This is a genomic window from Wenyingzhuangia sp. IMCC45533 (assembly GCF_054111225.1).
In genome coordinates, this window is the sequence record NZ_CM134197.1 from 391605 (window position 1) to 417636 (window position 26032).

Annotated in this window: 26 protein-coding genes; 10 read left to right on the forward strand and 16 right to left on the reverse strand. The window is 33.2% G+C overall.

Annotated features, from left to right (window positions below; genetic code table 11):
• Window positions 1–329 precede the first annotated feature (329 nt).
• The 12 genes from ACXGQW_RS01705 to ACXGQW_RS01760 all read right to left on the reverse strand — a co-directional run bounded on the left by ACXGQW_RS01705 (window position 330) and on the right by ACXGQW_RS01760 (window position 8644).
• On the reverse strand, window positions 330–1211 hold the full coding sequence (locus ACXGQW_RS01705; RefSeq protein WP_457823384.1) for a hypothetical protein: 882 nt from the start codon (window positions 1209–1211) through the stop codon (window positions 330–332).
• Window positions 1198–2280, reverse strand: coding sequence for a cytochrome-c peroxidase (locus ACXGQW_RS01710; protein ID WP_457823385.1), 1083 nt, complete (start codon window positions 2278–2280; stop codon window positions 1198–1200). The genes ACXGQW_RS01705 and ACXGQW_RS01710 overlap by 14 nt, the downstream gene beginning before the upstream one ends.
• Before the next feature lie 82 nt (window positions 2281–2362).
• Window positions 2363–3472 (reverse strand): MbnP family protein, encoded by a 1110-nt coding sequence (locus ACXGQW_RS01715; RefSeq protein ID WP_457823386.1) that lies wholly within the window; start codon window positions 3470–3472, stop codon window positions 2363–2365.
• Between the two features lie 110 nt (window positions 3473–3582).
• On the reverse strand, window positions 3583–3963 hold the full coding sequence (locus ACXGQW_RS01720; protein WP_457823387.1) for a hypothetical protein: 381 nt from the start codon (window positions 3961–3963) through the stop codon (window positions 3583–3585).
• A 57-nt stretch (window positions 3964–4020) separates the two neighbouring features.
• A complete protein-coding gene (locus tag ACXGQW_RS01725; protein WP_457823388.1) occupies window positions 4021–4233 on the reverse strand; it encodes a hypothetical protein in 213 nt (70 codons plus the stop codon).
• Between the two features lie 71 nt (window positions 4234–4304).
• A complete protein-coding gene (locus tag ACXGQW_RS01730; RefSeq protein ID WP_457823389.1) occupies window positions 4305–4994 on the reverse strand; it encodes an HAD family hydrolase in 690 nt (229 codons plus the stop codon).
• Window positions 4987–5721, reverse strand: a complete 735-nt coding sequence (gene kdsB / locus ACXGQW_RS01735; RefSeq protein WP_457823390.1) for a 3-deoxy-manno-octulosonate cytidylyltransferase — start codon at window positions 5719–5721, stop codon at window positions 4987–4989. Before kdsB ends, ACXGQW_RS01730 begins: the two co-directional genes overlap by 8 nt.
• A gap of 9 nt (window positions 5722–5730) precedes the next feature.
• Window positions 5731–6141: a 6-pyruvoyl trahydropterin synthase family protein gene (locus tag ACXGQW_RS01740; protein WP_457823391.1), complete on the reverse strand. Its 411-nt coding sequence runs from the start codon at window positions 6139–6141 to the stop codon at window positions 5731–5733.
• A 1-nt stretch (window position 6142) separates the two neighbouring features.
• A complete protein-coding gene (locus ACXGQW_RS01745; RefSeq protein ID WP_457823392.1) occupies window positions 6143–6346 on the reverse strand; it encodes a hypothetical protein in 204 nt (67 codons plus the stop codon).
• A 2-nt stretch (window positions 6347–6348) separates the two neighbouring features.
• Complete coding sequence (gene idi / locus ACXGQW_RS01750) at window positions 6349–6864, reverse strand: isopentenyl-diphosphate Delta-isomerase (RefSeq protein ID WP_457823393.1); 516 nt, start codon at window positions 6862–6864, stop codon at window positions 6349–6351.
• Between the two features lie 4 nt (window positions 6865–6868).
• On the reverse strand, window positions 6869–7321 hold the full coding sequence (bcp, locus tag ACXGQW_RS01755) for a thioredoxin-dependent thiol peroxidase (RefSeq protein WP_457823394.1): 453 nt from the start codon (window positions 7319–7321) through the stop codon (window positions 6869–6871).
• A 90-nt stretch (window positions 7322–7411) separates the two neighbouring features.
• Complete coding sequence (locus tag ACXGQW_RS01760; RefSeq protein ID WP_457823395.1) at window positions 7412–8644, reverse strand: MFS transporter; 1233 nt, start codon at window positions 8642–8644, stop codon at window positions 7412–7414.
• 128 nt (window positions 8645–8772) lie between these two features.
• On the opposite strand from ACXGQW_RS01760, the gene ACXGQW_RS01765 reads away from it, so the two are divergent.
• Window positions 8773–9783, forward strand: coding sequence for a zinc-binding metallopeptidase family protein (locus ACXGQW_RS01765; protein ID WP_457823396.1), 1011 nt, complete (start codon window positions 8773–8775; stop codon window positions 9781–9783).
• Window positions 9784–9833: 50 nt separating this feature from the next.
• On the forward strand, window positions 9834–10505 hold the full coding sequence (nth, locus tag ACXGQW_RS01770; RefSeq protein ID WP_457823397.1) for an endonuclease III: 672 nt from the start codon (window positions 9834–9836) through the stop codon (window positions 10503–10505).
• 2 nt (window positions 10506–10507) lie between these two features.
• On the opposite strand, the gene ACXGQW_RS01775 is transcribed toward nth, so the two are convergent.
• Both ACXGQW_RS01775 and ACXGQW_RS01780 read right to left on the reverse strand, forming a co-directional pair.
• Entirely contained in the window at window positions 10508–10666 is a 159-nt protein-coding gene (locus tag ACXGQW_RS01775; RefSeq protein WP_457823398.1) for a hypothetical protein, read from the reverse strand.
• 50 nt (window positions 10667–10716) lie between these two features.
• The gene (locus ACXGQW_RS01780) at window positions 10717–11304 is read right to left on the reverse strand and encodes an RNA polymerase sigma factor (protein WP_457824207.1); all 588 of its coding nucleotides are present in this window, start codon (window positions 11302–11304) and stop codon (window positions 10717–10719) included.
• A gap of 187 nt (window positions 11305–11491) precedes the next feature.
• On the opposite strand from ACXGQW_RS01780, the gene uvrA reads away from it, so the two are divergent.
• The 7 genes from uvrA (at window position 11492) to ACXGQW_RS01815 (ending at window position 19079) form a co-directional block, all read left to right on the forward strand.
• On the forward strand, window positions 11492–14281 hold the full coding sequence (gene uvrA, locus ACXGQW_RS01785; RefSeq protein ID WP_457823399.1) for an excinuclease ABC subunit UvrA: 2790 nt from the start codon (window positions 11492–11494) through the stop codon (window positions 14279–14281).
• A gap of 2 nt (window positions 14282–14283) precedes the next feature.
• Entirely contained in the window at window positions 14284–15198 is a 915-nt protein-coding gene (locus tag ACXGQW_RS01790) for a glutaminase (protein ID WP_457824208.1), read from the forward strand.
• 3 nt (window positions 15199–15201) lie between these two features.
• A complete protein-coding gene (locus ACXGQW_RS01795; RefSeq protein ID WP_457823400.1) occupies window positions 15202–15567 on the forward strand; it encodes a glyoxalase in 366 nt (121 codons plus the stop codon).
• Between the two features lie 34 nt (window positions 15568–15601).
• Window positions 15602–16162 (forward strand): VIT1/CCC1 transporter family protein, encoded by a 561-nt coding sequence (locus tag ACXGQW_RS01800; RefSeq protein ID WP_457823401.1) that lies wholly within the window; start codon window positions 15602–15604, stop codon window positions 16160–16162.
• Between the two features lie 99 nt (window positions 16163–16261).
• Complete coding sequence (locus tag ACXGQW_RS01805; RefSeq protein ID WP_457823402.1) at window positions 16262–17650, forward strand: tetratricopeptide repeat protein; 1389 nt, start codon at window positions 16262–16264, stop codon at window positions 17648–17650.
• A 103-nt stretch (window positions 17651–17753) separates the two neighbouring features.
• Window positions 17754–18155, forward strand: coding sequence for a MerC domain-containing protein (locus ACXGQW_RS01810; protein ID WP_457823403.1), 402 nt, complete (start codon window positions 17754–17756; stop codon window positions 18153–18155).
• Window positions 18156–18173: 18 nt separating this feature from the next.
• Window positions 18174–19079 (forward strand): GTP-binding protein, encoded by a 906-nt coding sequence (locus ACXGQW_RS01815; RefSeq protein ID WP_457823404.1) that lies wholly within the window; start codon window positions 18174–18176, stop codon window positions 19077–19079.
• 49 nt (window positions 19080–19128) lie between these two features.
• Here ACXGQW_RS01815 and lon read toward each other — a convergent pair whose 3' ends face one another.
• The gene (gene lon, locus ACXGQW_RS01820; protein ID WP_457823405.1) at window positions 19129–21579 is read right to left on the reverse strand and encodes an endopeptidase La; all 2451 of its coding nucleotides are present in this window, start codon (window positions 21577–21579) and stop codon (window positions 19129–19131) included.
• 190 nt (window positions 21580–21769) lie between these two features.
• Between lon and ACXGQW_RS01825 the strand changes: the two genes are divergently transcribed.
• Window positions 21770–22900, forward strand: a complete 1131-nt coding sequence (locus tag ACXGQW_RS01825) for a cysteine desulfurase family protein (protein WP_457823406.1) — start codon at window positions 21770–21772, stop codon at window positions 22898–22900.
• A gap of 80 nt (window positions 22901–22980) precedes the next feature.
• Here ACXGQW_RS01825 and ACXGQW_RS01830 read toward each other — a convergent pair whose 3' ends face one another.
• Window positions 22981–25890, reverse strand: a complete 2910-nt coding sequence (locus tag ACXGQW_RS01830) for an FAD-binding and (Fe-S)-binding domain-containing protein (RefSeq protein WP_457823407.1) — start codon at window positions 25888–25890, stop codon at window positions 22981–22983.
• Window positions 25891–26032: the final 142 nt, after the last annotated feature.

The window sequence follows — 26032 nt, forward strand, 5'->3', positions numbered from 1 at the left end:
GTTTTTTGAGTTTTGGCTTACTTACAAAGAAATGGAGATTTTGTGATTGATGCAATAATATTATAGTCAACAAAGTCTGATTTTTTATCGCAGTCTAAATAGAGATTTAAGATGACCATCATAGTAGATTAATAACTATAAATTTTCGACTATAGTCATCTCAATTGTTATGGAAAGAATTTTTTACTGTTGTTTTAGTCTGATAATAGCTACTCATCGTCATTGAAAAAATGATTGGAGAATGATAATTACAATTTTAAATTTAGTTTTTGGATACTTAGGCTGTGTTTATTAATAAAAAAAGGGTTTGAAAATTTCAAACCCTTTTTTTAAAATGTCCAGTAAGTGTAAATTCCAAAACCACTTTCAAATCTAACTTCTTTATCTATTAAGTTTTGAGCTATGGGCAACTGATAGTTAGCTCCGAATATAAATTGCTTTACATTTAGCTCCATCCCAAAATTGGTATTTGCCATATAACCTGAGGTTCCTTTATTTTCAATATCAAATCTTGATGTAGGTAAAAAATGATCGTAACTGAATCCCAACGAAGGAGATATACTTGTTTTTTGATTGACTTCTATCTTATAACTTACATTGCTTGTGATTTGTGTTTGATTCCCATACTTAAACTCCTCGTTATTTTTATTTTTTATAAAATAATTCCCATTTAAGTTAACTGTAAAATCTTTTAACCGAACACTGTATTCCAAAGGCAATATAACATCTAAACTACCTGTTCCTAACTGGGTGGCAGATGTTTGATTTACCCTTGCTCTCTGCAAATTAAAGCTTCCTGTAGGGAGTTTTAAACCCACTCCGAGTTTTAACGTATGATTGCTTTCCAAATTGAGAATGCTTATTAAACTTCTTACCGTAATATCGCCCAATCCATCATTACTCACGTTATCAAAAGAAGTATTTCTAGTATTAAATCTGTAGGGAATTACAGCACTTAGCAATACTCGAGGAGTAATGTAATATTGCCCTGAAATATTAATTGTATTAATATGATCGTCCGCTATAGGAGTATCATCAATCAAAGTATTTTCTAAAAAAGTAAAATACAGGTAGTTGTAAGCAAAGCCTATAAAGTTACCCGAAAAGTTACCCGAGAAGCTACTTGCGTTTGAAGAGCCGCAGCTACAAACATCACAAGCATAGTTTAAGCTTGATACCAACAGTAGAATAATAAAACTAGTTTTCTGCAAAGCGTTCATCGTTTAAAAATTCATCATCTGTTAAAGACTTTAAAAAATGCTTTAACAATACTTTTTCTTCAGTGGTCAACGAAATCCCTAACTTATCACCACTTTTTAATGAAGGGTCTAAAGTTGCCATATCCTTCACTCCATCACTATAATGATTTAGAACATCGTTGATATTTGCCATACGACCATCGTGCATATAGGGGTTTGTAACCCATATATTTCGTAAACTAGGTACTTTAAATTTGTAATAGTCTTGAGAGTTCACGCCGTTATCTTCATCGGTAACTCTTCCTCTACCCAATTCGTTAGGTAATCTTGGGTTCGCTCCTATTCCATTATTTCTATAACTCTGATCTGTAAACAATTCACCAGAATGACAAAAGGCACATTTACTTTTAAAAATGGCTAACCCAGCTTTCTCTTCATCAGAGTACGGAACTTCCATAGACTCTCCTCTTATGTATTTATCATATCTAGAATTACTAGAGATTAAAGCATTCATAAACTGCGATAAAGCTTGAGTTAACGTTCTAATGTTAATAATGTTAGACTCCGTTTCTTTTTTTAAAAAAGCTTTATTAAAGTCGGAAACATATGATTGATCGTCTTGAAGTTTTTTGAGTACGTTTCTCAACGACTCCTTCATTTCTACTTCAGATTCAATAGGAACCAGTGGCTGCAAGTCTAAATGACGAATCGCTCCATCCCAAGTAAAATCGTTCATAAAAGCCATATTTTGTAATGGCTGTGTATTTCTAGTTCCAAAAGTTCCTCCTACACCATCGCTTAAGTCGTGACCGTGATGTGTAAACGCATCTTTTTGATTGTGGCACGTTCCGCAAGAAACGCTATTATCTAAAGAAAGTTTGCCCTCATAAAACAATCTTTTTCCAAGCTCGAATTTGCTCTGAGTAAATTCGTTATTCTCAAAATCGTAAGTAAAAGAAGGAAAGTTAGAAGGTTTCTGTATCTCTATATATTCACCGTCAATACTTTCTGCACTCTCTTTATTACAAGAAAACGCAAAAAGTACGGCAATGAATAATGTTATTTTTCTTCGGAAATTCATAAGCTAAATAGAATCAAATAATTGAAGTCTTTCTTTTCGTAAAAAAAATTTACTGCAATTATGATGAGTTTGGTAGATAAACTTATGATTTATCTCCGTCGTGATGTCCGTCACTGTTATCGTGACCATCTTCTTTTTTCTCATCATCGTGATGTCCATCACTGTTGTCATGACCTTCTCCACCCAAGGGTTCATCGTTAGGATTTACATCTTTACAACTGTTAATCGCTGGTACTCGTATTACAGGATCCGTTGCATGTATATGTGCTACAGAAAACATTTGAGATATGTTTTTTGCAACTTTTGGAGAATTGTGTGTGTCTATAATAATGTTTGGATTCTGAGATAAATATAAGTCGTTGTCGTTGTCCGATGAATTGTCTAAAATTTTAGCAACATCTATAGACAAATGTATTTTAGGAGATGTATCATCACTTACCAATATGACTCCTTCACTAGAAAAATCTAAAGTAATCACCTTACTGTTATCAATTCTAGTTGGCTTTTCTTTAATTTCTTCTTCTGAATCATGAGGATCGCCGTTGTGATTTACCCTACTAGTTAACGCTCCATGTCCGTGTCCGCTAGCCGCGCTACCATGACTTCCGTTGTGCACTCTAAAAGTTCCTGCGTTGCCGTTGAAACTTCCTTCGTAAGTCATAAAACGGTAACCCGTGGTCCAACCCCAAAACAATCCAGCTTCTTGCGCTGCTAACAACATTTCTCCTTGAGCTCCCGCTCCTAATTCGTGAACTTCTTCACTTATTCCGTATCTCAACGAAACTTTGTTGTACTTACCATTAGGAACTTTGGTTAAATACTTGTAATCTGTTTGGTTACAAGACTGATCTACAATGTGAAAGCTTTCTATGGTTGAAGGTTTATAATCTGTAGTACCATCAGTACCGTGCAAAACAATATCGGTTACAATATATTTGAATGTGCTAACCTTTAAAACTCCATTATTAGCACTTTGCAAATCTTTGTTTAGTGAAAACGAACTCCCGTTAAAAACACTTTCAAATTGAATATAAGCATCTATTTTTTCTCCTACGGCAGGAATAATTCCGTTACCGTTTAACTCATTTCCTGTTAGTGATGTTTGATCATCTATGGAATCATCATTGTTGTTACAAGATGTTAACCCAATAGTTGTTAAGGCTACTAAAGCCCAAATTTTTAAATTTTTCATTTTAAATATCTTAATGTGATGGTATTCATAATTGTGTGCATGCATCAAATTGTGCATACGAACGTATAAAATCAGAGTTTTTCTGATTTTACAAAACACTAAAAATAACATTAAGAAATGGGAGGTCTATCGTTATCTGACACTAACAAATAATGATAAAACTGAGTGTAATTTAAGTTTACACAGGATAAATATTTTGAATTTAACTCCAATGATACATGGGGTATCGGGTGAAAATAAACAGGAAAAAAAGCCGTACTGATATTGTCTAGGTTGGCCTCTACAGAAGTGTCATCAGAGTTTGCTTGAGTTAATTGCTTTGCTAAATGACATTTACCGTTACATTGCAATTGAGGCTTATCTTTATTAACACAGTATTTTTCGACAATTTCATTTAAGTGAGTCTCATAGTATACTACCGTTCCTACAAAATAAGTAGGTCGAGCCGCTAGAACGGTTAAAAGTAGTATGATAAAAAACTTTTTAAACATGATTGTGCAAATGTAAAAAACATTTTGTTTTAGAAAGTTAAAGACTATGTTTTTTATTTATTGCAATTGATGTTGAATAACCAATTTCGCTCGTTCTAAGTGCGGGTTCATAAAAACAAATTTATGCAACCATAACTTTAACTCACTTATTTCGTGAGGCAACAATCTTTGTAAAGCTTTATGTAATTCATTAATAAATAAATCCACATCAAAACTAACTTTTTCTAGCACGGTAAGGGTATAAGAGTACATTTCTCTCGCCATCTTCATTTTTTTTTCGGGATAAATATAGGAGCTAACTCCATACTTATGTCTATATAAACGTAAAAAATTACTATAAATTATAAAATTTCAACAATTTGATCAACAGATGTTAATGTTTGGTAGGTATTAAAATGTTTATTAGCATCAACAACAGTCTCAAACTTCCAAATTGTATGAAAAGGAACGTGAATAGCCTTTGCTCCTATTTTAATAACTGGTAAAACATCTGATTTTAGGGAATTTCCAATCATCAAAAAATGAATTGGGTCAATATCTAAACGTTTTAAAATCTTTTGATAATTTTCGGGATTCTTTTCACTCATCACCTCAATGTGATGGAAATAAGGTAACAACCCCGATTTTTCTAATTTTTTCTCTTGATCTAACAAATCTCCTTTGGTTAGCACAATGAGTTTGTATTTTGGAGATAGATATTTTAATACCTCTACCACTCCAGGTAGCAATTCAATAGGCTTAGTTAACATCGTTTTACCAATCTCTAAAATTTGCTGAAATATATGCGCTGGTAGTTGATTGTTTGACAATTCTGTAGCGCACTCAATCATGGATAAAATACAACTTTTAACTCCGTAACCGTACAAACTTATATTCCTAACGATTACTTTGTAAAGCTCTTGGTGAATTTTATTTTCGGTCTCATAATTAGAAAGTAACTGGGCAAATTGGGCTTCGGCTTCTCTAAAGTAGGGTTCGTTTACCCACAAAGTGTCATCAGCATCAAAAGCAATTACTTTGATATTATCCATTTTTAAGAATAGATTTTGCCTTTTCTAAGTCTTCAGCGGTATCAATTCCTATTACTTTGTAAGGAGTTTCTACCATTTTCATTTTCATTCCGTGCTCTAAAAACCTTATTCCTTCTAACTTTTCGGTAGCTTCATTCTGACACATTTTCATTTTAGGAAAATTCAGTAATGCGTATCTTCTAAAAGCATAAATTCCGATATGCTTATAATAAGTCGTATGAATCGATTGATCTCGTGGGTGAGGAATCGGAGATCTTGAGAAGTACATCACACAAGAATTATGATCTAAAACTACTTTTACATTGTTAGGGTTTTCTATCTCTTCCCAATCGTCCATCGTGTGTACTAAAGATGCAACAGCAATTTCTCCGTGAATATCGTTCTTAAAAACTTCAATTAAATCTTTTAAGGGTTCTTTTCTTGTAAAAGGCTCGTCTCCTTGAACGTTGATGATAATATCTCCAGAAACCAAATCGGCTGCTTCGGCAATTCTATCAGAACCACATTCGTGCTCTTTATGGCTTAAAATTACCTTCCCTCCATTACTTTCAATTTCTATTTTTATTTTCTCGCTGTCTGTCACTACATAAACCTCATCAAACAATTGAGTTTGTAAAGTAGCTTCGTAAGTGCGAGTAATAACGGTTTTACCGCACAAATCTTTTAACAATTTCTCAGGAAATCTAGATGCCTGCAAACGAGCAGGAATCATTGCTATTACTTTCATAAATAAAGATTAATTACCAGAATAAGTTACGTAATTCCTTGGTGTTTCGTATAAAGTAACCGCTAATTTTAATTTCTCAGGAATGTGTATTCTTAGTTTGTTCCATATAAATATAGAGATGTTTTCTGCCGTTGGGTTTGTTTGTTTAAAATCAGGAATTTCTAAGTTCAAATTTTTATGATCTAAAATATCCTCTACTTCAGATTTTATCAATCTTTTTAAAACTTTTAAGTCCATCACAAAACCTGTTTCAGGGTCTACAGCTCCTGTTACAGACACCACCAACTCATAATTGTGTCCGTGGTAGTTAGGATTGCTACATTTTCCAAAAACCTCCACATTTTTTTCATCACTCCAGTCTGCTCTAAACAATCTGTGAGCTGCATTAAAATAGGCAACTCTATGTACAGTAATTTCCATGCTAACCTTGTTTTTTTCTAACTAATAAATTTCCTAAAACAACATATCCTATCAAAAAAAATATCATAAAGTTAATTCCAATACGATTGGCATTGGCTATAATATGATTCAACGAACTAAAATAATGATTAAATAACGAACTCACTAAAGTGGCAAACACAGAAAAGATAAAACCTATAATAGCTTTGTTTTTAATGGTGTTCATATTTATTGTTGATTGATAAAATCGTAAAATTTCTCAAAAATGATGATAAACCAAGCCGTATATTTGTTGGGATTCTCTTTAATATCCTTTTGTACATCTTTTAACAAAACCCACTTATAAGCATTGGCCTCTTTGGGGTTTAAATTAGGTTCATCGTTATAAAAACCTGTCAATACATGGTCAAACTCGTGCTCTGTCAATCCGTTATCAAAGGGAGCTTTGTAAATAAATGAGCAAACCTCTTTTAATTCGGTGCTAAAACCCATTTCTTCTTGTAATCTACGTTTACCAGCATCTATATTGCTTTCTCCTTCTTTTTGATGACTACAACAGGTATTGGTCCACAATAAAGGAGAATGATATTTATCCGCAGCACGCTGTTGCAGCATTAACTCTCCTTTGTCGTTAAAAATAAAAACAGAAAATGCCCTATGTAACAGCGCTTTTTCGTGTGCCTCTATTTTTTCCATTACTCCTATTTGCTCGTCTTGCTCATTGACAAGAATTACTTGATCCATATATTTATTTTAAAATTTGAGCGGTGTGATCTTTAGTTTTAACCTTTGTAATCACTTCTTCTATCACTCCAGATTCATCAATAACAAAAGTTGTTCTATGAATTCCATCATACTCTTTTCCCATGAATTTTTTAGGTCCCCAAACTCCAAATGCTTCAATTACTTTTTTATCTTCATCTGCCAACAAAGAAAAAGGCAACTCTTGTTTATTGGCAAAGTTAGACTGTCTTTTTACGGAATCTGCACTCACTCCAATTACCTCATAATTTTGCGCTAGAAAGGTTTGATAGTGATCTCTTAAATTACAAGCTTCTACCGTACAACCTGGTGTGCTAGCTTTAGGATAAAAGAAAACAACTAATTTTTTTCCTTTAAAATCACTCAATTTTATCGTTTTCTCGTTCTGATCTATTGCTTCAAAATTTGGAGCTTTATCTCCTACTTTTAACATTTCCATACTTTAATATTTACCGTAAACAAATATATATAATGACATTTGTAAAGCTAGTACGTTATTGTAAAACTTGCTCTTTAGAATTCTTCTTATTTAATTAATAAACGTTTTTTTACCATACTTTTTAATTCCGAAAAAAGCCATTAATAATGCTGCCATGGGTAATATTATCATAAATCTATATAGATTGCTTCCTATCATAGAATAAATAAACGCTGATACCACAGGAAAACATGCCATCGAAAAAGAGTTAATAGCTTCGCTAATCCCCATAATTTCTCCTTGCTTTTTTGCATCTGCGTGTACGGCTATAATAGAATTAAAAACGGGAAAACAAAGTGAAAGTCCTAAATTAAGAATGTAATAAGCCGGAATAAAAAACCACATATTTTCTGTTAATGTAATGGCTAATAAACCCAAACCACTAAATATTAATCCTGCCATTAAAGTTTTAAAAGGCCCAATTCTCTTTACGAACTGTTTGGATACAAAAGCTTGATTGAAAGACAGAAACAACCCAATGATAAACATAAAAAAACCTAGTTCCTTTACATTAAAATCAAAAAGATCTATTAAATATAAAGCCATAGTACCTATATAAAACCCCATCATTGCAGAAAAAAAGAATTTCATAGTAAAGAGTACTTTTATAATAGCCGAGGGCTGTACTCTTTTAACTCTTAACGGAATAATTAATGCTTCCGCAATATTAATTTTTTTCTTTTCTGTTCTATTTGCTTTGGGATGAGATTCTTTTAGCCATTTAAAAATAGTAACCAAAGTAATTACAGATATAACGATAGAAGTTAATATGGTTCCTTTATAACCTATAGAAGTAGATGCTGTAAGCCCTCCTAAACCTGGACCTATAATCATTCCAATTCCAGCGATTCCTCCCAAGTATCCAAAAATATAAGATTTCTCCTCTTGAGTTGTTAAATCACTTACGTAGGCATTGGTAACGGACGAATTCCCCCCTGTAATACCATCTAAAATTCTTGACAATGCTATTACCCATAAAGGCAAAGCTATTCCCCATAGCGGGAACTTTGGCAGCGCAATAGCAAAAATAAAAATAATCCAACTTAACAAAGTTCCTCCTTGGCTAACGAGCAATATAGGTTTTCTTCCTCTGTTATCGGACATGGCTCCCAATATAGGAGCTCCAATAAACTGAAAAGCGCTATATAACGTGATAAGCAGACCAAAAATCCATTTGGGAGCCCCATAGCTGTCTACCACAAAAGGTAAAACAGGCATGAGCAAACTAAACCCTAAAACGTTTACAAACGTTAGCAAATATGCAGGCACAAATTTTTTAATCATTGGGCAAAAGTAATTTAAACGTTCTAAAATTTAATGGTGAATTGCTTATTTATATATTACATAGGTTATATTTATCATCTTATTAATGATGAATAAACCAACTGTATTGAATTAATGATACACTCCATATGAAAATTTTTAGCTGTCCAAACTGTTGTACTTCTCTGTTTTTTGAAAACACTCAATGTGAAAAATGTCACACATTATTAATATACAACCCCATAACTAAAAAGTTTGAGGATTTAAAGAAAAATGCACGTGTGTGCAAAAACTATCAATTAGATATTTGCAACTGGCTTATTGATGAAAATAGTAATAGTGATTTATGTACAGCTTGTTCTTTAAACAGAGAAGTGCCCAATAGTAGTAACTTAGAAAACTTTAAAAAGTGGAAAAATTTAGAAGCAGCAAAACATCGTTTGATCTATCAGCTATTAAATTTAGAACTTCCGTTAATCTCACAGCTCGAAGACGAAAATGGGATTGCATTTGATTTTTTATCAGATAAGAACAAATACAATGCAGTTACTGGACATGCAAACGGTGTGGTCACTATATTACTTTCAGAAGCAGATTCTGTTCATAGAGAACAGCTACGTAAAAAAATGGAAGAACCCTACAGAACTCTTTTAGGGCATTTTAGACATGAAATAGGACATTATTATTGGGAACTTTTATTTGATGAACATAACATAAATGAATTTAGAGGTATTTTTGGAGATGAAAGAATAAGTTATGCTGAATCTTTAAAAAAGCATTATAAAAACGGAGCTCCCAAGAACTGGAATCACAATTTTATTAGTGAATATGCAAGTTCTCATCCATGGGAAGATTGGGCAGAAACATGGGCACATTATTTACATATGATGGACACTTTAGAAACTGCTCATTCTTTTGATGTTTCGTTTCAACAAAAATTTAATGCGCTTGGAAAACAAGTTACTTATCAATGTCCTGATCCATATGCAACTAAAAAAATCAATAAAATATTTGAAGCAAGTGTATCTTTAACTTGTATGGCCAATAGCCTAAACAGATCTATGGGATTGCCAGATATATATCCTTTTGTTATCCCTCAAGCAGTGTACCACAAGCTAAAATTTATTCATAATTTATTAGCTTCCTATAGGAAAAATTAGAAATTAATACATTAACATAGTGGCAACTATTTAAGGACAAATTTAATTACATGCTAAAACAAGAAAAAGTACAATTTGTACTAGACACCTTAGAGAAACTATATCCTGAAACTCCCGTTCCTTTAAGCCATAAAGATCCTTATACTTTACTCATTGCTGTTTTAATGTCTGCGCAGAGTACAGATGAAAGAGTTAACATTTACACTCCCAAGTTGTTTGCCAAAGCAGATAACCCTTATGATATGGTAAAGTTGAGCATTGAAGAAATTAGAGACATCATTAAACCTGTGGGACTTTCTCCTATGAAATCTAAAGGTATTTATGGTTTATCTAAAATTTTGATTGAAAAACACAATGGACAAGTTCCTGCCAATTTTAAAGATTTAGAAGAACTACCAGCTGTTGGGCATAAAACTGCCAGTGTAGTCATGAGTCAGGCATTTAACATTCCTGCATTTGCTGTAGATACGCACATCCATAGACTCATGTTTAGATGGGGATTGAGTAATGGAAAAAGCGTGGAACAAACAGAAAAAGATGCCAAAAGATTGTTCCCAAAGCACACTTGGAACAAATTACATCTACAAATTATTTTTTACGGTAGAGAATATTGCCCCGCTAGAGGTTGGAATTTAGAAAATGACATTATTACCAAAACTATTGGTAGAAAAACCGTAATTAATGATTATTTTAAAAAAACAAAAATAAAACATAAGGCTTGACATTAATTTTTGTCAAGCCTTATGTTTTTAATGTGTTTACTTTGTTGTTCTATCTTAAAAGATTGAGAATAACTTAATAAAAAAGAAATCGTTTGTTTTTTTGGGTTTACCTCCAAATTTTGCTTCTTATTAAAAGAAGACTCTAAGTAGTTTTTTGTCATACTCAACAAGTTTAGTTTATAAAAAAACGTATTGAATATGGGTTTATTGTTTAGTTCGATAAAATTATCTCCTTCTCTTCTATAATCTTTCTCAAATTAATCAATGCATATCTCATTCTTCCTAAAGACGTGTTGATGCTTACATTGGTCTGGTCTGCAATTTCTTTAAAACTGAGCCCCATAAAAATTCTCATTTTTAAAACCTGTTGCTGGTCTTCTGGTAAAGTAGCAATTAAATCCACTACTTTATTTAACGTTTGTTCGTGCTCTATACGTTCTTCTGCATTAACATCCTCTAAACCTATAAAGTCTAAAACATCATAATCATCTGTAGCGTATTTGGTCTTTTTACGCTTCTTATCTCTATAATAATCCATCGTTAGATTATGAGCTATGCGCAATGCCCAAGGTAAAAACTTACCTTCTTCATTATACTTACCTCTTTTTAAGGTATTGATTATTTTAATAAAAGTATCTTGAAATAAGTCATCAGCCAAGTTTCTATTAGCTGTCTTAGATAATATGTAACCAAATATTCTTTGTTGATGCCTTTCTATTAATACTGATAAACACGATTCATTTCCTTTTATGTAACTAGATACTAGTTCTCCATCTTTTTTAAGATGTAATGAATTCATCATAATGTTGTTTTAAATATTAAGTAGTTTTAAAGTATAGGCATTCCGATTTTGGTTAGATTCCAATATTACAAAAAAAAACTCAAAATATTACTATTTAGACTTATTAATGCTAAGGTTTTATACAAATTAATATGATTAATGTTGTTAAAAACAGTTAATTTTACGTTTATACGAAATCAATTATATGAAGTCACCCATAGCGCAATTATCCCCTAAAGAACATATTATTATTAAAGGAGCGGCTCTCCATAATTTAAAAAATATAGATGTTGCTATTCCAAGAAACAAACTCGTAGTAATCACGGGTTTGTCAGGTTCTGGAAAATCTAGTTTAGCTTTTGATACTTTATATGCAGAAGGGCAAAGAAGATATGTAGAGAGTCTATCTTCTTATGCACGTCAATTCTTAGGAAAACTTAATAAGCCAAAGGTAGATTATATTAAAGGGATTGCTCCTGCTATTGCCATTGAACAAAAAGTAAATTCCTCTAACCCAAGATCTACTGTAGGTACCACTACAGAAATTTACGATTACCTTAAACTTTTATTTGCTCGTATTGGTAAAACCATCTCTCCTATCTCTGGCAACGAGGTTAAAAAAGAAACTGTTTCAGATGTTATTAAATATTTAAAAGGTCTTAAAATAAACACCAAATTGTTGTTACTAGCTCCTTATGAATTAGGAGAAAGAGATGCAGATAAAGCGTTACAAATATTAGTACAACAGGGATATGCAAGACTGAAAGTTAACAATGAAACTTTTAGAATTGAGGAAGTTGATACTAAAAAAATCACCAAAAAGACAAAGCTACAACTAGTTGTTGATAGAATAGTGGTTAAAGAGGATGAAGATTATTACAATCGTTTGGCAGATTCCATACAAACTGCTTTTTATGAAGGAAAAGGCATTATTAATTTAGAGAACATTAGTGAAAAAACTACACGCGAATTTAGCAACAAATTTGAGTTAGACGGAATGACTTTTTTTGAGCCCAATACGCATTTTTTTAGTTTTAACAATCCCTATGGAGCATGTCCTACTTGTGAGGGCTACGGAAACGTAATTGGTATTGATGAAGAACTGGTAATTCCCAACACCTCATTATCCATTTACGAAGACTGTATTGCCCCTTGGAAAAGCGATAGCGCATCTCAATACAAAAATAAGCTTATAGACCACGCTTTTGAATATGATATTCCCGTACACAAACCTTGGTTTGAGTTAACTAAAAAGCAGAAGAACTTGGTGTGGAACGGAACTAAATCCTTTGAGGGAGTTCACCAATTCTTTAAATATCTTGAAGAGAAAAGTTATAAAATTCAATTTCGTGTAATGCTTTCCCGTTACAGAGGTAAGACTAAATGCCATGTTTGTGAGGGTACTAGATTAAGACCCGAAACTCAGCATGTTTTTATAGAAGGTAAAAACATGACTGACCTTGTCAATTTGCCTATTGATGAGATTACCGTTTTTATGAAAAACCTCAAACTCAATAAGTACGATGAAGCTATAGGAAAGCGTTTGCTCGTAGAAATTAACAATCGATTACAATTTTTAGATAACGTAGGTCTAGGCTATCTTACTTTAAATAGAGCTTCTAACACATTGTCTGGTGGAGAAAGTCAGCGTATCAATCTAGCCACTTCACTAGGTAGTAGTTTGGTAGGTTCTATGTATATTTTAGATGAACCCAGCATTGGTTTGCACCCAAAGGATAGCTTAAACTTAATTAAAGTTTTAAAGCAGTTAAGGGACTTAGGAAATACCGTAATTGTGGTGGAGCACGATGAAGACATTATGAAGCAGGCCGATTATATTATTGATATCGGACCCGATGCGGGTGTTTTTGGAGGAGAATTGGTTGCAGAAGGTACTTTTGATGAAATTGTAAAATACAACACACATACTGCCAATTATTTAAGTGGTAAAGACATCATTGAAATTCCTAAAAAAAGAAGGAAATCTAAAAAGCAGATAGAAATTGTAGGAGCTAGAGAAAACAATTTAAAAAATATTGATGTTACTATTCCGTTGAATAGTTTATCTGTTATCACAGGGGTTTCTGGGAGTGGTAAAAGTACATTAGTTAAAGAAATCGTATATCCTACCCTACAAAAACATCTTTTTGGCAAAGGAAATAAAGTGGGTGAAGTTTCAAAGGTAAAAGGTCATTTGGATAGTCTTAAAAATGTAGAATTTATAGACCAAAACCCAATTGGTAAATCTTCTCGTTCAAATCCTGTAACTTATATCAAGGCATACGATGATATTCGTGCTGTTTTTGCCAACGAAAATTTGGCTAAAACTAGAAATTATCAACCCAAACACTTTTCTTTTAATGTAGACGGTGGAAGATGTGAAACTTGCAAGGGAGAAGGTGAAGTTACCATAGAAATGCAGTTCATGGCAGATGTGCATTTGCCTTGTGAAACTTGTGGAGGAAAACGCTTTCAAAAAGAAATTTTAGAGGTAAAGTTTCACGGCAAAAACATTGATGATATTTTAAACTTATCCATTGATGAAGCTCTCGAGTTTTTTACAGAAAATAATCAAGAAAAAATATGTAAAAAAATACAGCCTTTACAAGATGTTGGGCTGGGATACATTGCCTTAGGACAATCTTCTTCTACCCTATCTGGTGGAGAAGCACAACGCATCAAACTTGCATCTTTCTTGGTCAAAGGAAACAGGCAAGACACAACCCTTTTTATTTTTGATGAACCCACTACAGGCTTGCATTTTCATGACATTAAAAAGCTTTTAACTTCTATGAATGCCTTAATTGACAACGGACATTCATTAATTGTTATAGAACACAATATAGATTTTATAAAATGTGCCGATTACATTATTGACATCGGTAAAGAAGGAGGGAAAAACGGTGGAAACGTACAATTCATGGGAACTCCAGAAGAGTTAATCAAAAATGAAGATTCTTACACTGCTCAATTTTTAAAAGAAAAGCTTGCCTAATGATTTCACACGAAAAAGTATTGAACGCTATTTTTAAAGACTTTAATAATTTTATAGATACTGGTAATAAAGCTACTTACATTCCTGAACTAGCCAATGTTGACGAAAATTTGTTTGGGGTTAGTTTAACTTGTTTAAATGGCACTCAAGTAAATTTGGGTGATGCAGAAGTTCCTTTTTCTATTCAAAGTATCTCCAAAGTGCCTTCATTAATTATGGCCTATAATATTCTAGGAGATGATTTATGGAAGCGTGTAGATGTTGAACCCTCTGGAACGGCTTTCAACTCATTAATTTTATTAGAATTAGAAAAGGGAATTCCTAGAAACCCCTTTATCAACGCTGGTGCTATTGTTATCGCAGATGTCCTCATTAGTCATCTAAAAAATCCAGAAGAAGAATTCATCACTTTTATTAGAGAATTGGCACAGGATAAAAGCATTAACTACGATATGAGTGTGTTTACTTCAGAAAAATCTGTAGCCTATCGAAACTACTCATTGGTTAATTTGATGAAATCCTTTGGTAATATTCAGAATGATATTGATAGAGTGATGGATTTTTATTTTATGATGTGCTCAGTGAGTATGACTAGCGCGCAACTATCCAAATCATTTTTATTTAGTGCTTTTGATGGACTACACACAAGTTTAAATAAACAAATTTTAACACCTAGTAGAAATAGACGAATTAATGCAATTATGCAATTATGTGGTTTTTACGACGAAGCGGGAGAATTTGCTTACAAAGTAGGTTTACCTGGTAAAAGTGGTGTTGGTGGAGGTATTATTGCTGTGCATCCTGGTTTGTACTCTGTTGTTGTGTTTAGTCCAAAACTCAATAGAAAAGGAAACTCTACCAAAGGAATGGCTTTTTTAGAAAGGTTAACAAGTGAATTAAATAATTCTATATTTTAGAAAATGACAAAACAAGATTTAAGACCTACTATAGCCAATGCAGTTGTAAATGATAATATGTTTACTGTAGAACAATTTCAGAATGGTGTGTTAAGACCTGTTATTAAAATGCAACACAATCTGATTATAGCCTTATTTTGTAGTTATCTTAAACATTCAAATTTTGAGATTAGCGCTTTAGATAAAGATCAAAAAAAGGAGTTTCTTAAAAATATCATTTCTAAAAATCAACATCTAAGAAATCAATATGTCGGTCTTATTTCTGGAATGTTTACTGATGAAGAGTTTGAACACTATTTAACAAACTCTTCGGAATACGGAAGGAGAATTATCCAAATGATATCGCAAAGACTTCAGGACACTTTGTAAGTGTAAAACTATAATCACTCATAATTTTAAATCTATGAATAATAAGACCTCTACGTTTTATCAGATAACCGAAAAATACTTAGGCGAGTTTGTATACGGTGGTATAGATGGCTGCGTAACTACTTTTGCCGTTGTAGCTGGTTCTGTAGGGGCTAATTTAGATAGTTCTGTAATTATTATTTTGGGATTTGCAAACTTACTTGCTGATGGATTCGCTATGTCCATTGGAGCTTATCTTTCTGCAAAAACAGAAAAAGAAAACTTAATCAAAAATGCTGAAACCTACGAAGATTTAGAAAATATTCAAGATAACAATCCTGTAGCTAGAGGAGTAGTAACTTATATTTCTTTCTTACTGATTGGTATTATACCTTTATTGGTCTATGTGATAGATTTGATGAGTCCTTTACGACGAAACGTATTTCTATACTCTGCTATTTCCACAGCGTTAGGTTTTATGATTATCGGATCTTTGAAGTCATACATCAATCACAAGGCTATCTGGAAAGGGGTCTTAGAAACTTTAATCTTGGGTTTACTTGCTGCATTGGTATCTTATTATGTGGGAGATTTAATTGAAAGCATGATTTCTTAGCATTGCTAGAAAATATGAGTAGATAAAATTAATTTTTGTTTAATTTAAACCTCCCAAACCAATTCTTGAATTTATATGCAAAACTGCTTTATTGTAAAGTTGATTATTTTATTACTAGCAACCAACTTATGTGCTCAAAAAACAAAAACTAACCGCTTTAAAAACCACAAAGTAAGTTTAAAAACGTGGTTCAATTCAGACAATAAAAAAGACAGTACTAAGGTATATTATAAAAATGGTAAAATTAACGAAGAATTTTATTATGATGATAGGGAGCTTTTTCATGGTAAAGCTTTTAAGTATACTCAAGAAGGAAAAGTGATGACCGAATGGGAATTCTTTCATGGAAAACTGATTTCTAGAGAGGATTTAAATCTCGTTTATACTTGCAAAAACAAAGAATATATTCTAGCTAAAGTAAAAGGAATTGAATACCTAAACAATTCTATTCAGAAAAACCCTAATAACAACAGACTTCGTATTGCTAGAGCTTCACATAGAAGTTACTTAAATAATTTAATACTTGCAGAATATGAACTAAACTTGGTCAGAGTATATTTAGAGTCCGACAACAAAAGTACATCAGATTACGACTTTCGAAAACTATTAAGCACTTGTTACGATAGTTTAGCATCTGTATATGCTAAGTTAGGAGATGAGAATAAGTCTTTGCATTATCATTTCGAAGCATACCAACAACTACCTGTAGAAGGAAGACTTGTTTATAATTTGGGCTCATCATTTTCTCAGTACAATTACCCCGATCTAGCACTTAGTTATTTGTATAAAACCACTAGTAGAGCCCCCAAACACACCTTTGCTAACTGGGGTTTAGCAAGAACTCATCTGAATCTAGGGAACTATAATAAAGCATTAACTCATGTAGAAATTTGTTTTAATAATGAGGAAACACTCCACAAGTTAACTACCGGAGCTTCAGATAAAGGTATTAGAGCTTTAAGAGGAGTTATAAATTACCAGTTGGGCGACTATAAGCAAGCTAAAAGATATTTAAAACAGGCTACCAAAATAAAAAAAGATAACTCATACGCAATGTATTATTTATCTAAGTCATACGAAGCTACCCATCAACCCTCAAAGGCAAAGAAGTGGCTAAAAAAAGCAGAAAAGAACTATTATTTTAAAATTTTTAGAGGCCACTCAGCAGCAAAACATGTTTCAAATTTAGAGATCATTACTTCAAAACGAAATCTCCTTATAGATTTGAACAAACATGTAAACCAAAATCACAAAGACCTTTCATACACTTTGTATGATTTAAATGACAACCTCATTAAAGCTGATAAATCTGAAAACAATACTCTTGATTTGTCAAGTGTTGAAAATGGTCTTTACACATTGCAAGTTGAGACCCGTAAGGAACTTATTAAATTCTTACTTGCAGTTGATATAGAAGACACACCTCTTGTAAATCAATTAAGAGCCCTAGCAAAAAAACACAAAAAACGCTCATTCAGAAAAAAGTAATTTTCACAAATTGGACTTATCTTAAAAATACTTAAACGCAACATTGTTGCATTTAATAATTATATAGTTACATTTGCAACAAAATTGCAAGAACGTAAATTATATGATAAAATTAATCCTACAAAAACCAGACACATTGGGAGCGATAGCTAGCAGCTTGTGTGTTATACACTGTTTGGCAACTCCTTTATTATTTATTGCTCATACTTGTGGAGTTCATCAGTGTGAATCAAGTCCTTTATGGTGGAAAAATTTAGATTATTTGTTTTTGATGATTTCTTTCGTAGCAATTATTCATTCAGTAAAAAACACATCAAAAAAAATCATGAAAATAACCTTGTGGATGAATTGGATAGTATTAACCCTATTAATTGTTAGCGAGCAGTTTCAACTACTTACGCTACCAGAAATCGCTACGTATGTAGCTGCCATTTCACTCTCACTATTTCACCTCATCAACATAAAATACTGTCAATGTAAAGCAGATAAATGCTGTTATCAATAAAATAATTTTAGTAGCAGTATGGAGTCAATTATTACAATCGTAGGATTTTTAGGAGCTGGTAAAACCACACTTTTAAGGCACTTGATCATCAAATATACAAATGCAGGCTGGGAACCCTTTGTGATTTTAAACGATTATGAAAATGCCCACCTTGATGCCAATGGGTTAACCGATAAAATTCCTCTAAAAAAGATTAAAGCTCTAACAGGGAGTTGTATTTGTTGCAGCGGAATTAATGAACTAAGAGATTATGTAAATCGCGTTCCTGAGAGAGCCAACGGAATTACTTTTATTGAAGCCAATGGTACTTCGGATGCTTGTACTTTGATGGAGTTTTTAAGCGTTGGGTTAGATGACAGATTTCTACCTCCTGTTCAAATATCAGTAGTAGATGTAAAAAATTGGCAAAAGAGATTGGAACACAACGATCTGGAGTCAAATCAAATTCAAGTATCATCTTTAATTATTCTTACACATCTTGAGAACACCACAAGTAAAAGACAATCATCTGTTTGCAAAGAAATTGCAAGACTAAATCCTTTGGCTACAATTTTAACTATTGACGATTTAAACACATCTCTTCTTACACAACTCGTCCCTTCAAAAAATAAAGCCAAGACACTATCTCACCAAAAATCACATTGGTCTTCTTGTTCTTGTGATTTACCCAACTTGCCTAGTGTTAACTGCATCAATTATATTTGTGAGGCGTTAGATAAGAGTATGCTAAGAGTAAAGGGTTGTACTAAAATTGGTACAGAAGATCATTACACCTATTTTGAGCGAACTCCAGATGGTCAAGTTTTTATTAGACCTTTTAATGGTATTCCCATCACAGGACCTAAATTATTAACGATTGGACCTAATAGCGAAGTAGCTACCTTACAAAAGGTAATTAAAGAAAGTATCAGCCATTATAAGTAATCCTAACAAAAAATTATAAAGCCTCTACTTTTCTAGAGGCTTTTATGTTTTATAATTTTTTAGCGTTTTTAACTTTCTGTTTGGTCAAAGCAATTTCCAAGACCTCTTGCATTTCTGATACGTAATGGAATTTGAGTCCTTTTACATAAGACTCCTTAATCTCCTCAATATCTTTCTGATTGGCTTCACAAAGAATAATTTCTTTGATGTTGGCTCTTTTTGCAGCTAATATTTTTTCTTTAATTCCACCAACTGGCAATACTTTACCTCGCAAGGTAATTTCCCCAGTCATCGCTACTTTAGATTTTACTTTTCGTTGCGTAAAGCTCGATACCAAAGAAGTTAACATGGTGATACCCGCACTTGGGCCATCTTTTGGAGTTGCACCCTCAGGTACGTGTACGTGTACTTTGTAATCCTCTAGTATTTTTTGCTTAATACCCAATTGCTCTGCATTGGCTTTAATATATTCTAAAGCAATGGTGGCGGATTCTTTCATCACATTTCCCAAATTACCTGTAATAGATAATCCTTTTCCTTTTGATAAAATAGATTCGATAAATAAAATATCACCCCCAACACTGGTCCAAGCCAACCCTGTTACAACTCCAGCAGTATCATTATTCTCGTATTTATCTCGTTCTAGTCTAGCAGGCCCTAAAACCTCTTTAATTTTTTCTTCTGATAAGTTTACTTCATATTCCTCTTCCAAGGCAATAGATTTGGCAGCATATCTAACCAATTTAGCAATCACTTTTTCTAAATTACGAACTCCAGACTCTCTCGTATAGCCTGTTACCACCAACTCTAAGCAGGTTTTAGCTATTTTTAAGTGGCTTGCTTTTAAACCGTGTTCTTTTAACTGCTTTGGCAATAAATGTCTTTTGGCTATTTCTATTTTTTCTTCAATGGTATAACCAGACACATTAATCATTTCCATACGATCTCTCAAAGCCCAAGGAATGTCCCCAATGCTATTGGCAGTGGCTATAAACATCACTTTAGACAAATCGTAACCGATCTCTAAAAAGTTATCGTAAAAAGCAGAATTTTGCTCAGGATCTAGCACTTCTAACATGGCAGAAGATGGATCTCCTTGAATACACGATGCCATTTTATCAATTTCATCTAAAACAAAAACAGGATTACTAGTTTCTGCTTTTTTAATATTCTGAATCAACCTACCTGGCATGGCTCCTATGTAAGTTTTTCTATGCCCTCTAATTTCGGACTCATCACGCAAACCACCTAAGGCCATGCGAATATATTTTCTACCCAAAGCCTCGGCAATAGACTTACCTAAAGAAGTTTTACCAACTCCTGGAGGTCCGTACAAACATATAATTGGAGATTTCATATCTCCTTTTAACTTTAAAACTGCCAAATGCTCTATAATTCTATCTTTCACTTTTTCTAAGCCAAAGTGATCTCTTTCCAAAACATCTTGCGCTTTTTTAAGATCAAATTTGTCTTTGGTGTAAACGTTCCAAGGCAATTCCAGCATCAATTCCAAATAATTACGCTGAATTGCATATTCTGGCATTTGAGGATTCAAACGCTTCATTCTAGCCACCTCTTTTTCAAAAGTGTCTTTGATCTCTTTAGACCATTTTTTTTCTTTGGCCTTTTCTAACAATTCCTGAATTTCAGTTTCGTGAGAGCTTCCTCCCAATTCTTCCTGAATAGTTTTTAATTGCTGATGTAAATAATATTCTTTTTGCTGCTGATCTAAATCTACCCTAGTTTTATTCTGAATATCATTGCGTAGTTCTAAGCGTTGCAGTTCTACGTTCAGCTTTTTAAGCGTAGCAATTGCTCTATCTTTTAGTCCATTAACCTCTAACAACTCCTGTTTTTCTTTAACAGATAAATCTATATTAGAAGAGATAAAATTGATTAAAAACGAATTACTTTGAATATTTTTGATCGCAAAAGTTCCTTCCGTTGGAATATTAGGATTTTCTTCAATCACATTTAAAGCTGTTTCCTTAACTGTTTTAATAATTTCCTTAAATTCATTTGTATCCTCTACAAACAAATCGTCAATCATTTCTACAGTGGTCGCTTTAATATAAGGTTCATTTTGTATCCCCTCATTTAGCTTAATGCGTTTTTTTCCTTGAATGATGACCGTAATGTTACCATCAGGCATTTTTAATACTCGCAAAATCTGAGCAACTACACCTGTGTGGTAAATATCATCAAACTGAGGATTTTTGTTGGCCGCATCTTTCTGAGCTACAATTCCTAAAATTTTATCGCCTTTGTTTACTTCTTTGATTAAGGTGATGGCTTTGTCTCTCGTAGCTGTAATAGGAATGACAACTCCTGGAAACAATACGGTGTTACGTAAAGGCAAAATAGGCAGTATTTCTGGCACTAATTCCTTGTTCATTTCCTCTTCATCTTCTGGTGTTAACAGAGGAATCAATTCAGAATCTTCATCAATCATATTATGCATAGACAAAGTGTCTATTTTTATATTTTCGTATTTACTCATAAGTTCAATTATGTCAATGTGACAATAGACAAGTATTGTTGACTTGTTAAAAAGTGCAAATATACAGAAAAACACGAGTCTATTATCTACTATACTTTAATTTGACAACTTTAATGCCATAGAGTAAAAACTGACAAATTGTAAATAATTTTGAATTTGTATTTCTTTAGATAATAGTACTTTTGTGAATATGAAACGAGTTTATTTAGATAACGCAGCCACCACTCCCATGTTTCCAGAAGTTGTTAAGGTGATGATGGAAACCATGGAGCACACTTTTGGTAACCCCTCCTCTACTCATAGTTTTGGTAGGTCGTCAAAAGCTGTTATAGAAAATGCTCGAAAACAAATAGCTCAACATTTAAGTTGTACTACCTCAGAAATTGTATATACATCTGGGGGAACCGAAGCAGATAACTTAATTTTAAAAAACGCAGTTTATCACCTTGGGGTAGAACATATCATCACAAGCAAAATAGAACATCACGCTGTCTTACATACCGTGGAGTTTTTAGAAAAGAAAGGGGTAGCAGTTTCTTATGTTGATATTTTATCTGATGGAACCATAGATTATCGTCATTTAGAGGAGTTGTTAGCCAACACACCTCAAAAAACGTTAATTTCTCTAATGCACGTAAACAACGAGATTGGAAGTATTTTAGACCTCAACAAAGTAATTGAGCTTAAACAACGCTACAAAGCTTACTTTCATAGTGATACCGTTCAATCGATTGGTCATTTTAATCTCAACCTAAATGATTTAGATATTGATTTTATTGCTGCTGCAGCTCATAAGTTTCATGGACCTAAAGGCATAGGGTTTGCCTTTTTTAGAAAAGGAACGGCTATTCATCCAGAAATATTGGGAGGAGAACAAGAAAGAGGTACCAGAGCTGGCACTGAAAATACGGCTGCTATTGTAGGAATGCAGCAAGCACTTAGCCTTTGTCTACAAAATTTAAAAGATGATATTGCTTATTTGCAAACACTAAAACAACATTTTATAGAACGATTGAAAAAAGTAATTCCTACTATCACTTTAAACGGAGTTTCTGGAGACGTTACACAAAGTACTCATACGGTTGTAAACGTGCGTTTTAACAAAGATCTCCCAATGCTTTTATTTCAGTTAGATTTAAAAGGGATTGCCGTATCTGGAGGTTCAGCTTGTCAAAGTGGAGCGCACAAAGGGTCACACGTTTTACAAAGTTTTTTAAGTGATGTCGAACAGCAAAACACCTCTGTTCGCTTTTCTTTTTCTAAGCTTACAACTATTGAGGAAATTGATGATGTGATTGAAGAATTAAGGAATCTAGTTTAATATTTTTCTATTTTTAAATCTAAAGTACTAGAAATCAATTTCTTTATATAAGAAATTTAGCTTATCTTAAATCCAATTATTTATTTGGATAACAAAGCATTTTTTAAGGCTGTAACAGCATGTAGACTCTCTCTATTTGTTCCATCTTTTATTTGATGTCTACAACTAGTACCAGAAGCCACAATAATAGTTCCATTATCCATATTTCTTATTTTAGGAAACAATGTATCTTCTCCCATTTGCATACTAACATCGTAATGCTCCTGTTCATATCCAAAAGAACCTGCCATACCGCAACATCCCGTGCTTAATACGGTTACTTTGTAATTAGGTACAATGTTTAACATATCAAAAGTATATTTACTATGACTCAGCGCTTTTTGATGACAATGCGCATGAATTTTAACTACCTTATGCTCTGACACAAAAGAAGAGGCTTTAATATTTCCCTTTTCAATTTCATTGGCGATAAATTCTTCTATCGTGTAGGTATGTTCTGCTATTTTTTGGGCTGATTCTTTATCTGTAGCTAATTTTAGATACTCATCTCTAAAACTTAAAATAGCCGAAGGCTCTAATCCTATCAATGGAAAATCGCTATTCACTATGCTAGCAAACATCTTTACGTTGATATCTGCTACTTTTTTAGCTTCCTTTAGAAAACCTTTAGAAATATAACTTCGTCCGCTCTGCTCATGGTTTATAAACAAACATTGGTAGCCCAAATCTGTTAATAATTCAATTGTATCCATACCAATTTGCACATCGTAAAAATTGGTAAACTCATCATTAAAAAAGTAAATGCTCTTTTTGGGTTGATGGATTTTTAAACGAGTCCTATTGTTTTTAATCCACTGCCTTAATGTAGTTCTATGTAGCTCTGGCAAGTTACGTTTCACGCTTACTCCCAATATTTTTTTTACAAGTTTGGTGTTGTTAATTTTGTTTGATAAACCTGAAAACGAAGCTATTCTTTGATTAATTTTTGTTACTCCTGCAAACAACCTGTTCCGAATAGCATAACCATTGGCCTCTTGATATTGATACAGAAATTCTACCTTTAAACTAGACACATCTACGTTGCTCGGACATTCACTAGCACAAGCCTTACAACCAATACACAAATCAAAAACCTGTTTTAAAGTGTCACTATTAAACTTATTTGCTTGTTTATTGTTAGTTAACACTTCTCTTAGAGCATTTGCTCTAGCTCTAGTAGTATCTTTTTCATCTTTTGTAGCACGATAACTCGGACACATGGTTCCGCCAGCTGATACAGACTTTCTGCAATCTCCAGAACCATTGCACTGTTCCGCTAGTTTTAAAATTCCCTCGCTTTTAGAAAAGTCTAGTAACGTTTCAATTTTTGGCTCTAGTCTATCTACTTCATACCTCAAGTTTTCATCCATTTTATATGGATTGACAATTTTACCTCGATTAAAAATGTAATGAGGATCAAATAACTCTTTAAACGCTTTCAATGTTTGGTAATTTTTATCTCCAACCATCACGGGAATAAACTCAGATCTTACAATTCCATCTCCGTGTTCTCCACTTAAAGAACCTTTAAATTTTTTAACCAAATGAGCTACTTGTGTAGTAATTTCCCTAAATAGCACAACATCACCTTTAGATTTTAAGTTTAGAATAGGTCTTAAATGAATTTCTCCCGCTCCTGCATGTGCATAATAAACAGCCTCTTGATTATAGGTTTTCATCATAGCTGTGAACTCAGCAATAAACTGAGGCAAATCACTCAAACTTACAGCCGTGTCTTCTATGCAGGCTACGGCTTTTTTGTCTCCTACCAAGTTACCTAAGGCTCCTAAACCTGCTTTTCTAAGTTCGTGTACTCCATTTATTTTATTTCCTAAAATTTTGGGATGCGCATATCCATACCCCTTTAATTCTAAAGAATTTATCAAATCATCTGCTTGTTGCTGCGCTAATTCTATAGTGTCTGCGGCTACTTCTAGCATCAGGATAGCTGCGGGGTCTCCTTGTAAAAAACTCCTATTTTCTTGTTGTGAACGAATGGACTTGGTACAGTCCAAAATAATTTTATCCATCAACTCACAGTTATACAAAGTATGCTCCATGGCCACCACTACAGATTCCATACACTCTTGTACCGAATTAAAATGAGAGGCCACCATTACATTGTGCTTTGGAGGTAATACATCTAATTGCAAAGTTACTTCGGTTGTAAAAGCTAAAGTACCTTCGCTACCACAAAGAACTTTTGCTAAATTAATTGTCTCATTTTCTCCTCCAAACAATTTAAAATCTAACAAATCGTCTATGGCATATCCCGTATTTCTTCTATGTATTTCTGGCTTAGGGTATTTATTCCTGATCTCTTTTTGCACCTCTACTTCAGAAAAAATAGCGAGTATATCCCTGTAAATTTTGCCTTCTAGTGTTTTTAATGTCGTTTTTTCTAGAAAAGTTTTTATATCGATAGTCGTAAAGGTTACTTCAGTAGCGTCACTCAATACAGCTTTTAACGCTATTACTTTGTCTCTGGTTACTCCATAACGAATAGAAGTAGTTCCCGAACTGTTGTTCCCTACCATTCCGCCAATCATGCATCTATTGGCAGTAGAAGTATTGGGCCCAAAAAACAAGCCCTCTTTTTTTACATATCTATTTAAATCATCTCTTATGACTCCAGGTTGAACGGTAATTTGCTTTAATTCTTTGTTGTAGCTAATAATTTGGGTGAAATGCTTAGAAACATCCACAATCAATCCGTCTCCTACGCATTGTCCAGCCAGGGATGTTCCTGCTGTACGAGGTATTAATGAAATCCTATTCTTGCTTGCAAAATCAATAATTGTTTTAATATCATCAATCGTTTTAGGGAAAGCAACACCCATTGGTGTTTTTCTATACACAGAGGCATCGGTAGCATAAATACTTTTATGCAGCTCGTCATATTTTAAGCTTCCCTCTAACCTTTTTGATAATCTTGATAATTCTTGCACCATAGGTTTCAAAAATAAAGGTTTAGACTGTTTAAAAGAAACTATAATTTGAATAAATCTTCAACCCTAAAAACAAATCATTTCCATTATTTTTTAAATTAAAATGTACCCCTGACATTATTAGTCATCCTCATTTATAACTTTG

Coding starts and splice junctions, on each gene's coding strand:
- ACXGQW_RS01710 (WP_457823385.1), bottom strand. CDS start 2,280: ATGAATTTCCGAAGAAAAATAACATTATTCATTGCCGTACTTTTTGCG.
- ACXGQW_RS01715 (WP_457823386.1), bottom strand. CDS start 3,472: ATGAAAAATTTAAAAATTTGGGCTTTAGTAGCCTTAACAACTATTGGG.
- ACXGQW_RS01720 (WP_457823387.1), bottom strand. CDS start 3,963: ATGTTTAAAAAGTTTTTTATCATACTACTTTTAACCGTTCTAGCGGCT.
- ACXGQW_RS01725 (WP_457823388.1), bottom strand. CDS start 4,233: ATGAAGATGGCGAGAGAAATGTACTCTTATACCCTTACCGTGCTAGAA.
- ACXGQW_RS01730 (WP_457823389.1), bottom strand. CDS start 4,994: ATGGATAATATCAAAGTAATTGCTTTTGATGCTGATGACACTTTGTGG.
- kdsB (WP_457823390.1), bottom strand. CDS start 5,721: ATGAAAGTAATAGCAATGATTCCTGCTCGTTTGCAGGCATCTAGATTT.
- ACXGQW_RS01740 (WP_457823391.1), bottom strand. CDS start 6,141: ATGGAAATTACTGTACATAGAGTTGCCTATTTTAATGCAGCTCACAGA.
- ACXGQW_RS01745 (WP_457823392.1), bottom strand. CDS start 6,346: ATGAACACCATTAAAAACAAAGCTATTATAGGTTTTATCTTTTCTGTG.
- idi (WP_457823393.1), bottom strand. CDS start 6,864: ATGGATCAAGTAATTCTTGTCAATGAGCAAGACGAGCAAATAGGAGTA.
- bcp (WP_457823394.1), bottom strand. CDS start 7,321: ATGGAAATGTTAAAAGTAGGAGATAAAGCTCCAAATTTTGAAGCAATA.
- ACXGQW_RS01760 (WP_457823395.1), bottom strand. CDS start 8,644: ATGATTAAAAAATTTGTGCCTGCATATTTGCTAACGTTTGTAAACGTT.
- ACXGQW_RS01765 (WP_457823396.1), top strand. CDS start 8,773: ATGAAAATTTTTAGCTGTCCAAACTGTTGTACTTCTCTGTTTTTTGAA.
- nth (WP_457823397.1), top strand. CDS start 9,834: ATGCTAAAACAAGAAAAAGTACAATTTGTACTAGACACCTTAGAGAAA.
- ACXGQW_RS01775 (WP_457823398.1), bottom strand. CDS start 10,666: ATGACAAAAAACTACTTAGAGTCTTCTTTTAATAAGAAGCAAAATTTG.
- ACXGQW_RS01780 (WP_457824207.1), bottom strand. CDS start 11,304: ATGAATTCATTACATCTTAAAAAAGATGGAGAACTAGTATCTAGTTAC.
- uvrA (WP_457823399.1), top strand. CDS start 11,492: ATGAAGTCACCCATAGCGCAATTATCCCCTAAAGAACATATTATTATT.
- ACXGQW_RS01795 (WP_457823400.1), top strand. CDS start 15,202: ATGACAAAACAAGATTTAAGACCTACTATAGCCAATGCAGTTGTAAAT.
- ACXGQW_RS01800 (WP_457823401.1), top strand. CDS start 15,602: ATGAATAATAAGACCTCTACGTTTTATCAGATAACCGAAAAATACTTA.
- ACXGQW_RS01810 (WP_457823403.1), top strand. CDS start 17,754: ATGATAAAATTAATCCTACAAAAACCAGACACATTGGGAGCGATAGCT.
- ACXGQW_RS01815 (WP_457823404.1), top strand. CDS start 18,174: ATGGAGTCAATTATTACAATCGTAGGATTTTTAGGAGCTGGTAAAACC.
- lon (WP_457823405.1), bottom strand. CDS start 21,579: ATGAGTAAATACGAAAATATAAAAATAGACACTTTGTCTATGCATAAT.
- ACXGQW_RS01825 (WP_457823406.1), top strand. CDS start 21,770: ATGAAACGAGTTTATTTAGATAACGCAGCCACCACTCCCATGTTTCCA.
- ACXGQW_RS01830 (WP_457823407.1), bottom strand. CDS start 25,890: ATGGTGCAAGAATTATCAAGATTATCAAAAAGGTTAGAGGGAAGCTTA.